Raw genomic sequence first — 6,188 nt, forward strand, 5'->3', positions numbered from 1 at the left:
GATCAAATCCTTCATTTCAATTCATTGGAAATTAAATTTCTTACATAAAAAAAGAGCGGGATCTCCGCTCTTCTGTTTCACCTTATATTACCGCTCTTCTTGCCGGTACCGATATCGCTCTGACTTTGCTATTAATAATTTCAAGCGCATTCAACTGTAAGCCGCTCGCGCATCCACCATCGATGCCAATCTTGCCTTTTCCATACCAGACATCTGCTCGTCCATGCAAATCAACCGTCTTCGTATGGCCGAATACAACGACTTTATCAACCATTGTATCTTCCTTATGAAAGGAATCCTTAATATATAGAAAATCCCTCTTCGGCTGGTCCTTCCAATTCGGATATTTCGGATTAAGACCCGCATGCACATAAATATATTGTTCATCTTCGAAGTAATAAGGAAGCTCCTCCAGAAAATCGGCATGATGCGGGTAAAGCTCCAGAACCGTCTCTCTAAGCCTGGCCAGCAGATCCTCTTCGCTGCCTGTCATATCGAGTCCTCTCAAATAGCTGTATACGGTTTGGCGACCGCCATGACGAAAGAACTTGTCCCTCGCATCTTTGGTTTTGTTACGGACAATATCTACGAAACGTTCATCATGATTGCCTTGGATTGCGATTGCCCCGTCATCTCTGACCATATGGAATGCCTGCTCAACTACCTGCCTACTATCCGGCCCTTTGCTGACAAAATCTCCTAACAAAATCAGCTGATCACTTACAGGTTCGTAATTCACCCGTTCCAACAGCCTGTTAAAAGCATCATAGCAGCCATGAATATCACTTATAACAAGCGTTCTTTCCTTCCCCATGACATCCCATCCTTCCCCTATACGTATTTGAATTCTACAGCTACAGGGAAAAACCTTCCTCACGAAAAAAACCGCAGGTCTAATGGCCTGCGGCTCTTCTACTATCAACTTGTCCGGCGCTTATACAAGCTGCACCTTACCTTGTGTTTGAGCAAAATATGTTCCTTTATACGAGTTCTTGTCTTTTTTTGAAATGGACAGGTTTTTTGGTATGACGATTGGCATAAGCTGACGCAGCATACGAATCCGGCTTCACTCTGGCCGCATACGTGCCCATTCCTTTCACCCGATCAATCATCTCGTCTACATAGAGGTATGTCTTATTAATTGTAGGCTCTGTACCTGCGTCGATATCGATAAACAGATCAAGTGATGCCCCTTGGTATACAAAAGGCAGCAGCAGCTCCTCCATCTGCTGAATAGCTCCTTCCACGAAGTAGTAGGCTACTTCCTGGGATAACGCCGTTTCCATCGTCAGCTTCTCCTTCAGCGAGGTCAGCTCACGCGGCACCACTACCTGCCGGTAGCAGGCCCATGCACCTTTTCCCATACGCCGAATAATAATGCCTGTTACGAACTTCGTATATCCGTTGAACCCTTGGCTGTCTGTTCCAATTACAAAATGATACGCCGCCCGTGGATCACTCGCCATAAATTTCAAAATGCGATCATATACCTCTTGAATGGTCAGCCTGTTCTCCGTCACGTTCTGGAACCTCAGCTCTTCCGGTAGAAGGAGCCGTTTATTCGATTGATTTTTTCTCATCATCGTCACCTGTACAATGTACATTTCAGCCCTTTCTTATCAGCAATCGCCTAAATTCCATCTCTCTATACCCATGAGTATGCAGAAGGAGTTGTATTTTATTATTAATGTTATATGTGAACAAGCACGAATGTGGCACGGTCAAGGCACAAGAAAAATAGCCCCTTCACCGCAATGTATGCAGCTCAGGGGCTATTTCCTATTGATTCTTATTTAAATTTCCGCCAATCCTGCTTGCTGTTCTCCAGCAAGTAACCCATATCACTCTCAAGCCGCTTCTGTTCCTTTTTACGGGCTTCCTCGGCCTGCGCTCTAACCTCTTGCTTACGTTGCTCCTCAGCCGCCTTCATCTCGTCAGATTGCTGTTTCAGCTTCTGCAGCACATCTGCGCCAAGCAAATCCTTTAGCGTAGTTCCTTGCTCCTGCTGTGGGGTGGAACTAGCTCGATGATTTTTAGCTGTATTTTTCTTTTTCGGCATTGCTGTCATCTCCTTGGAAACCATTCATTGCCGAACATTATAGCATGCTCAGCTTAGAATGCCCAGTTGCCTTTACGGAAGATTGGCACAACCGTGCCATCTGCCTTGATACCGTCGATATCCATCACAGCCGAACCGATCATAAAATCAACATGTGTGATGCTGGCATTAACGCCATTCTCGGCAAGCTCTTCCGGGGACATCTTTTTACCGCCCTCAATATTAAAAGCATAACCACTGCCAATCGCCAGATGGTTTGACGCATTCTCATCAAACAAGGTTTCGTAGAACAAAATATTCGATTGCGAGATCGGGGATTCATGAGGTACAAGAGCCACCTCACCTAGGTAATGTGAGCCTTCGTCTGTATCAACCAGCTTCTGAAGAATCTCCTGCCCTTGCTCCGCCTCAACCTTAACGATACGCCCTGCTTCGAATGTAATCTTAAAGTTGTCGATAATATTACCGCCATAGCTAAGTGGCTTCGTGCTGGATACATGACCGTTTACGCCGGTCTTCAGAGGCACTGTGAATACTTCCTCAGTCGGCATGTTCGCCATAAAGGAGACATGGTTCTGATTCTCACTGCCTGCTGCCACCCAAATATGTTTATCTGCAAGCTCGATCGTGAGATCGGTGCCAGGAGCCGTATAATGCAGCTTCGTAAAATGATTCTCATTCAGCGCCTCTGCCTTGGAATGGAGTGTTGCGTTATGCTCCTCCCACGCTTTTACAGGGTCTGCTGCGTGCAGACGAACCGCTTTAAAGATCGCTTCCCATAACAAGTTAACTGACTCTTCCTCTGAAGTATTCGGGAATACTTTAGAAGCCCAAGCTTTGCCTGCAGCAGCCACGACAGTCCAGCTTACTTTGTCGGACTGAACAGCTCTACGGAACTGCTGTAATCCTTGGCCTGCAGCCTTCTGGAAGTTGGCAATCCGCTGCGAATCAATTCCACTTAGCAGATCAGGGTTCGAAGAGACAATGGAGATAAATACTGCATTACGCTCTACAAAAGAATTCCGCTTCGCTGTTTCCCATTCTGGATAACGCGTAAACACCTCGTCTGCTGCTTTCTCATATTTCAGGCGGGACAATCTGTCATCTGTCCAATCCACATGTACATTGCTTGCTCCAGCCAAATAGGCCTGCTCGGCAACGAGTCGAACGAGATCTGCCTGTTCAACAGCTCCTGTGATAAAAACCTCTTGATCCTGCTGTACATTTACGCCTACTCTTACGATTAGTTCAGCATACTTCGTCAGATTGCTTTTGAATGTTTCATTAGTCATTGCTCACTCCACACCTTTCTGGATATGTATAATTTTATTGTTCACTTACCGCCCCAGGCCTATGAATATTGGAACTTCACTGGGGCTAGGAATGGAAAATGTAGGTTTTTCGTTTTTCCATCCCTCTTTTTATGTTATTATATAGGAATGTACTCTTGCATAAAAGATTTTCGCATGAAGGAGCTATTATGTCTAAACTAGGTAGAAATGATCAATGTCATTGCGGCAGCGGCTTGAAATATAAAAAATGCTGCATGTCCAAGGACGAACAATCGGCTAGAACAAGTAAAGCCTCCAATGCTATTCGTCATTTTACAGAAGCTGAGCTGGTGCATTTGGTTGACCACGAATCCACGTGGGCTAATCCACAATACGCAGAACTCGCACATGAAGTGATTGCTTCCATGAAACAGGATTACAAGCCTAACCATATCGCGATGGCCGTTATGATCTGGCATGATTTCACGAATATGACGAAACCAACGTATCGTAAATCAGGCGCATTTTGTGCCGCGTTGGAATATATGGTCTGTGAGGTTACCGAATCCGGCAAATCTAAGAACGAGCTTGCCGACAAATACGAAGTATCTGCTTCAACCATCACGAAGCGTTACCAAGAACTATCTGCATTCCTTATGCAGCAGTTGGAACAAAGCAACGAGCAAGTCGCACAATAATGGGACAGGCTGTTCTGGAGTTTACTCCGGAACAGCCTGTTTTTTTATCCATTTATTTCTGATCAGCCGGGAAAATAAGTCCGATTTGTCTACGAGCCTCATCCATAATTTCCATAACCGTAAGAGAGTTTGCAAAAGAGTTAATTGGCGATTCAAGCTCACCACGTTCAACTAACTCAGCAAACGATTGAATTTCATAGACCATCGAATTGCTCACCTGATCTCTGCTAACATTCTCTTCTTCACGACCATCGCGATATTGAATACGAACGCTCGAAGGCTGGCTGATTCGCTCGATAATCATATTGCCTTCTTCACCTTGAATTTCTGTTGGCATATTCGAGTTCGAAATCTTCGAATGGAGCAGCACTGCTTCCATATCGCCATAATTCAAGATAAGACTCCCTTTACCGTCAACACCTGACTCCAGCATCACCGCGCTTGCTTTCACACTATCCGGCTTGCCAAACAATACAACAAGCGGATAAATGCAGTACGTTCCAATGTCCATCAGTGAGCCATTTGAGAGCTCTGGCAGGAATGCATTTAATACTTCTCCTGCTTTATATTTATCATAACGTGACGAATACTGACAAAATGATGCGAAGAACGTGCGTACTTTCCCAATCTTATGCAGATTCTCACGTACCGCGTCAAAATTAGGAACAAGTGTCGATTTCATCGCTTCCATGAGCAGCACATTATTCGCTTTCGCCGCTTCGATTATGGCTTGTACTTCTGCAGCATTCGAAGCAATCGGCTTCTCACATAATACATGTTTGCCATGGTTCATAAACGCAATCGCATGCTGCGCATGCAACGAGTTAGGACTAGCTATGTAAATCGCATCGATTAAATCACTTTGCGCCATCGCTTCCAGATTGGTAAAGGTATGTGGAATATCCTGAGCAGCTGCATATTCCTTAGCACGTTCCTCCGAACGAGAATATAATGCCGCTACCTTAACCTTATCGACCTGACGAGCAGCATCCATAAAAGTTTCCGTGATAAAGTTTGAGCCAATAATACCAATACGCAGCATTATGGTTTCACCTCTTCTTTCGTTAATAAAATCCCATTTTGCCGATAAACTAAAAAAAAGCCTGCCTAACGTATCAAGTACGTCTGCTGACTTCTAATGAATTGAAATGGTCGGGATGACACGATTTGAACATGCGACCCCCTGGTCCCAAACCAGGTGCTCTACCAAGCTGAGCTACATCCCGTTATTCAATTAAGAAAAAATGGCGCGGCCTAAGAGATTCGAACTCCTGGCCTTTTGATTCGTAGTCAAACGCTCTATCCAGCTGAGCTAAGGCCGCAAAAAAATATGGAGCGGAAGACGGGAATCGAACCCGCGACCCTCGCCTTGGCAAGGCGATGCTCTACCGCTGAGCCACTTCCGCATATGGTGCGGTCGAGAGGACTCGAACCTCCACGGCTGTTACACCACTAGAACCTGAATCTAGCGCGTCTGCCAATTCCGCCACGACCGCATGCATATTAAAGTTGTAAAAATGGTGCCGGCGATAGGAGTCGAACCCACGACCTACTGATTACAAGTCAGTTGCTCTACCAACTGAGCTACACCGGCATAATATTTGGTAAAAATGGCGGAGCTGACGGGATTCGAACCCGCGGTCTCCTGCGTGACAGGCAGGCATGTTGGGCCACTACACCACAGCTCCATGCTACTTTCGGCTCTTGTCCAAAAGATTGGTTGCGAAGACAGGATTTGAACCTGTGACCTTCGGGTTATGAGCCCGACGAGCTACCGGACTGCTCCACCTCGCGGCATTACTAAAACTTCTATGGTGGAGGCTGAGGGGTTCGAACCCCCGACCCTCTGCTTGTAAGGCAGATGCTCTCCCAGCTGAGCTAAGCCTCCATATAAGTGTAAATTGGTGACCCGTAGGGGACTCGAACCCCTGTTACCTCCGTGAAAGGGAGGTGTCTTAACCACTTGACCAACGGGCCTAGCTATCAAGATTTGAACCTTGAAAACTGGATGCGAATGAATGAATTCCTTAAGCAATGCTTATGAACTACTCATAAGTCTTTTAGGATAAGCCCTCGACCGATTAGTATTCGTCAGCTCCACACATTGCTGTGCTTCCACCCCGAACCTATCAACCTCGTCGTCTTCAAGGGGTCTTACTA

Annotated in this window: 6 protein-coding genes, 9 tRNA genes and 1 rRNA gene; 1 reads left to right on the forward strand and 15 read right to left on the reverse strand. The window is 45.8% G+C overall.

Features of this window, described 5'->3' with window-relative positions:
• Positions 1-82: 82 nt before the first annotated feature.
• The 4 genes from AC0YNT_RS28665 to AC0YNT_RS28680 all read right to left on the reverse strand — a co-directional run bounded on the left by AC0YNT_RS28665 (position 83) and on the right by AC0YNT_RS28680 (position 3,351).
• Entirely contained in the window at positions 83-814 is a 732-nt protein-coding gene (locus tag AC0YNT_RS28665) for a metallophosphoesterase (protein ID WP_475807696.1), read from the reverse strand.
• 166 nt (positions 815-980) lie between these two features.
• The gene (locus AC0YNT_RS28670; RefSeq protein WP_475807697.1) at positions 981-1,604 is read right to left on the reverse strand and encodes a ribonuclease H-like YkuK family protein; all 624 of its coding nucleotides are present in this window, start codon (positions 1,602-1,604) and stop codon (positions 981-983) included.
• A 185-nt stretch (positions 1,605-1,789) separates the two neighbouring features.
• Complete coding sequence (locus AC0YNT_RS28675) at positions 1,790-2,059, reverse strand: YqkE family protein (RefSeq protein ID WP_475807698.1); 270 nt, start codon at positions 2,057-2,059, stop codon at positions 1,790-1,792.
• A 53-nt stretch (positions 2,060-2,112) separates the two neighbouring features.
• Positions 2,113-3,351, reverse strand: coding sequence for an aminopeptidase (locus tag AC0YNT_RS28680; protein WP_475807699.1), 1,239 nt, complete (start codon positions 3,349-3,351; stop codon positions 2,113-2,115).
• Positions 3,352-3,539: 188 nt separating this feature from the next.
• Between AC0YNT_RS28680 and AC0YNT_RS28685 the strand changes: the two genes are divergently transcribed.
• The gene (locus AC0YNT_RS28685; protein WP_243865581.1) at positions 3,540-4,028 is read left to right on the forward strand and encodes a YecA family protein; all 489 of its coding nucleotides are present in this window, start codon (positions 3,540-3,542) and stop codon (positions 4,026-4,028) included.
• 52 nt (positions 4,029-4,080) lie between these two features.
• On the opposite strand, the gene AC0YNT_RS28690 is transcribed toward AC0YNT_RS28685, so the two are convergent.
• The 11 genes from AC0YNT_RS28690 to AC0YNT_RS28740 form a co-directional block, all read right to left on the reverse strand.
• Positions 4,081-5,070 carry a Gfo/Idh/MocA family protein gene (locus AC0YNT_RS28690; RefSeq protein WP_475807700.1) on the reverse strand — a complete coding sequence of 330 codons (990 nt, stop codon included), beginning with the start codon at positions 5,068-5,070 and terminating at the stop codon, positions 4,081-4,083.
• A gap of 107 nt (positions 5,071-5,177) precedes the next feature.
• A tRNA-Pro gene (locus AC0YNT_RS28695) sits at positions 5,178-5,254 on the reverse strand.
• Between the two features lie 19 nt (positions 5,255-5,273).
• A tRNA-Arg gene (locus AC0YNT_RS28700) sits at positions 5,274-5,350 on the reverse strand.
• A gap of 9 nt (positions 5,351-5,359) precedes the next feature.
• Positions 5,360-5,434 (reverse strand) — tRNA-Gly (locus AC0YNT_RS28705).
• Between the two features lie 3 nt (positions 5,435-5,437).
• A tRNA-Leu gene (locus AC0YNT_RS28710) sits at positions 5,438-5,524 on the reverse strand.
• Between the two features lie 22 nt (positions 5,525-5,546).
• Positions 5,547-5,622, reverse strand: a tRNA-Thr gene (locus AC0YNT_RS28715).
• A 17-nt stretch (positions 5,623-5,639) separates the two neighbouring features.
• A tRNA-Asp gene (locus AC0YNT_RS28720) sits at positions 5,640-5,716 on the reverse strand.
• Positions 5,717-5,745: 29 nt separating this feature from the next.
• Positions 5,746-5,822: transfer RNA gene (locus tag AC0YNT_RS28725), tRNA-Met, on the reverse strand.
• A gap of 18 nt (positions 5,823-5,840) precedes the next feature.
• A tRNA-Val gene (locus tag AC0YNT_RS28730) sits at positions 5,841-5,916 on the reverse strand.
• Between the two features lie 14 nt (positions 5,917-5,930).
• A tRNA-Glu gene (locus tag AC0YNT_RS28735) sits at positions 5,931-6,005 on the reverse strand.
• Positions 6,006-6,089: 84 nt separating this feature from the next.
• Positions 6,090-6,188, reverse strand: a 23S ribosomal RNA gene (locus tag AC0YNT_RS28740); the annotation flags it as partial.

The sequence above is a fragment of the Paenibacillus sp. J22R56 genome, assembly GCF_056269375.1.

Coding starts and splice junctions, on each gene's coding strand:
- AC0YNT_RS28665 (WP_475807696.1), bottom strand. CDS start 814: ATGGGGAAGGAAAGAACGCTTGTTATAAGTGATATTCATGGCTGCTAT.
- AC0YNT_RS28670 (WP_475807697.1), bottom strand. CDS start 1,604: ATGTACATTGTACAGGTGACGATGATGAGAAAAAATCAATCGAATAAA.
- AC0YNT_RS28675 (WP_475807698.1), bottom strand. CDS start 2,059: ATGCCGAAAAAGAAAAATACAGCTAAAAATCATCGAGCTAGTTCCACC.
- AC0YNT_RS28680 (WP_475807699.1), bottom strand. CDS start 3,351: ATGACTAATGAAACATTCAAAAGCAATCTGACGAAGTATGCTGAACTA.
- AC0YNT_RS28685 (WP_243865581.1), top strand. CDS start 3,540: ATGTCTAAACTAGGTAGAAATGATCAATGTCATTGCGGCAGCGGCTTG.
- AC0YNT_RS28690 (WP_475807700.1), bottom strand. CDS start 5,070: ATGCTGCGTATTGGTATTATTGGCTCAAACTTTATCACGGAAACTTTT.